Below are 2,955 nucleotides of genomic sequence, written 5' to 3' on the forward strand. Positions count from 1 at the left end.
GCACGGTCTTGTTGTTGAGGCGGGCGACCAGATCCGCGGGCACCCGGGCGCGAGCGGCCCGCAGCAGCGGGTCATGCGGAGGGAACTGGAACTCCAGCGTCTCGCCCCGCTCGACGGCTTCCCGCGCGTACCGCACCGCCTGCGCGCCGGAACGGAACTTCCGCAGGTCGCTGGGCGTCTTCAGACCACTCCGGCTGAGCAGACGCAGCGACTTGTCCGCGCTGGAGCCGGTGCTGCAGATCGCCGCCGACTGGTGCGGAAGGGTCAGGTGCAGACCCGTGATCATGTCCAGGCCGTTGTGGAGAGCGGCGCCCGCGCCGGCGAGATAGGGGCTGTCGGCGGTGGCCGACGGGTCGGGCGGTCGGGCCAGGACCACCCCGTCGTGTGCGAACACCTGTACCTGGATGGGCGCCTGCATCTAGTCTCCTGACATGCCGGCCCGGTGCGGGCCTCGGGGTGGCGGTGAAACCGGTGCGCCACAGCCACGAACAGCGGAGAACGTGGCCGAAGGGGTGGGCTCCCGGTCCTGATGCGGCCGCTCGGCCGCGAGAGCCAGGCGTGCCGCGTGCACCGACCGGACGGTCGTGAGCTGGACCGGCCGGGAAGCCGGCTGGCTCATGGCCAGCGTTGCGGCGGCGAGGTGCACACCGCCGGTCAGCGGTCGAGTTTCCAGCCACCGACCGGCGTCATGATCGAAAGATCATAGTCACTATGCACTGCCCCGGGATGGGCCAGACAGGCGAACGCGGACGGCTCTTTCGCCGCCGAGGCCGCCGATACTCCTAGCGGGACCATCGACTCGGGCTGACCGAAAAGCTGTTCTTCAGAAGGGCTGGAGTCGCCGGACGGCGCTGTCGCAGCCCGCGCTGTCGAGTGCCCGGATTCCGACGGCCACGCCCCCTGCCAGCTCACATCGCCGGCCCGGCCTCGACGCGGCCGGCGGGCACCGCCGAAACGTCCCGGGCCTGCCCGGGGAGGAGATCTCCGGCTGATGCGCTAGGGGTCGACGTGCCGATCTCTAGGGGTGTACGTCACTGCACAGCGCTTCGTATGGTCGGGCCCCGTCGGCTCGTCGTTGCCACTCTCAGCGCACCGGATCGGGTGGCCCGCGAGCGGTGCCGCCCGTCGACGCGCCTCGCGCCAACCCCCGCCGTCCGGCGTACGGCATCCCGGCTGACCGATCGTCGCGGCCCTGAGCCTTTCGGTCGTCCCCTTTCGATCGGAGGTCGAGCTGTTGTCTGTCGGGTTCGATGGCGCCCAGGCCGCGGACGGCGCGGTTGCTCTGGAACTCGTGGGGGACCTGCGGAGGCCGGCGGTGTGGCCCGCGCGGGCGGCCTCGGTGCACCGGGTGCTTCCCGCCTGGCCGTCGCGCGTGACACCGGCCGGACACGTCGTGGTGGCGGGGCTCGTGGCGGTCCTGGCCCGCTGGACCGGCCAGGACGAGGTGGTGCTCGGGCTGGCCCCGGCCGGTGGGTCGGTGGCGCGGGTGGACGTCTCGGGCGACCCGGGATTCGGGGAGTTGGCGGCGCGGGTGGGACTGGCGTGGACGGCGCCGGTGGCGGGCCCGGACCGGCCGGACCCGGTGGCGGTGGAGTTCACCGACGGTCCGGTGGCGGAGACGGGACCGGCCGTGGTGGACGTCGACATGGTGGTGCGCGTGGCGGCGGACGGGTCCGTGCTGCGGGTGGACTACGCGGTGGAGGGATTCTCCGCGCAGTTCGTGCGGGGACTCGTGGATCAGGTGGTGGTGCTCGTCTCCGCCGGGACGGCGGCGCCGCAGATCGCCCTGTCGCGACTGCCGTTGCTGGACGCCGCGGAACGGGAGCGGTTGCTGACGTGGGGGCGCGGCCCGGTGCGGGAGATCCCGGGTGAGCCGATCCACGAGCTCGTGCTGAGCTGGGCGCGGCGGTCGCCGGAGGCGGTGGCGGGTGTCGCGGGCGACGAGGTGCTGACGTACGGGGAGCTGGATCGCCGGTCCGGGCTGCTGGCGGCGTACCTGCGGTCGGTGGGTGTCCGTGCCGGTGACGTGGTGTCCGTGGCGTTGGAGCGCGGGTTGTGGTCGCTGGTGGCGACGATGGGCGTGCTGCGGGCGGGTGCCGCGTACACGCCGATGGACGTGTCGTGGCCCGCGGAGCGGATGCGGGTGCTGCTGGCCGACCACGGCGCGCGGGTGGTGTTGACGGTCGGTGCGGTAGCGCCCCGGATTCCCGCCGGCGACGGGGTCACGGTGGTGGCGCTGGACGACGGCTGGCCCGCGGTACCGGCCGGTGCGGTGGCGGATCTGCCTGCGGTGCCGGTGGACGCGCCGGCGTTCGTCATCTACACGTCGGGTTCGACAGGCACGCCGAAGGGCGTGGTGCTGTCACACGAGAGGCTGGCGAACTTCCTGGCGTGGATGACCGGCGAGTGCGCCATCGGCCCCGGCAGCCGGATGCTGCACTCGGCGGCACCGGTCTTCGACGCCGCGTTCGGGGAGATCTTCGCCGCGCTCACCGGCGGGGGCCGCGTCGTCGTGTGCCCGCGCGACGATCTGCTCGACGCGCGCCGGCTCACCGACCTCGTCAACACCCAGGGCGTCACGCACACGTTCGGACCGGCCACCAACATCGCCCCGCTCGACCCGGCCGCCTGTCCCGGCCTCCGCTGCGTCATCTTCGGCGGCGAGGCCGTCCCGCCACGGCTGGCCCAGCGGTGGCTGACGGCGGGCACGCGGGTGGTCAACGCGTACGGGCCGGCCGAGATCGCCGTGGCGTGCACCTGGTTCGACGCGTCGGCCGGGTGGGGTGGCGCGTACGTGCCGATCGGCTGGCCGATGCCGAACCGGCAGGTCCGCGTCGTCGACGCGAACCTCGACCTCTTGCCGGCCGGGGTTCCCGGGGAGATCCTGATCGCCGGCTTCGGCGTCGCCGACGGTTACCTCAACCGCCCCGAACTGACCGCCCAGCGGTTCGTCAC

General features: G+C 73.2%; 1 protein-coding gene and 1 pseudogene. One reads left to right on the forward strand and one right to left on the reverse strand.

Features of this window, described 5'->3' with window-relative positions:
• A pseudogene (locus KBX39_RS27680) lies at positions 1–418 on the reverse strand (ATP-grasp domain-containing protein); the annotation flags it as partial.
• Between the two features lie 816 nt (positions 419–1,234).
• Here KBX39_RS27680 and KBX39_RS27685 point away from each other — a divergent pair.
• The coding region (locus KBX39_RS27685) for an AMP-binding protein (protein ID WP_210873308.1) at positions 1,235–2,955 on the forward strand (1,721 nt) is incomplete at its 3' end.

This window comes from Micromonospora sp. D75 (assembly GCF_018070405.1).
Classification (GTDB): domain Bacteria; phylum Actinomycetota; class Actinomycetes; order Mycobacteriales; family Micromonosporaceae; genus Micromonospora; species Micromonospora chalcea.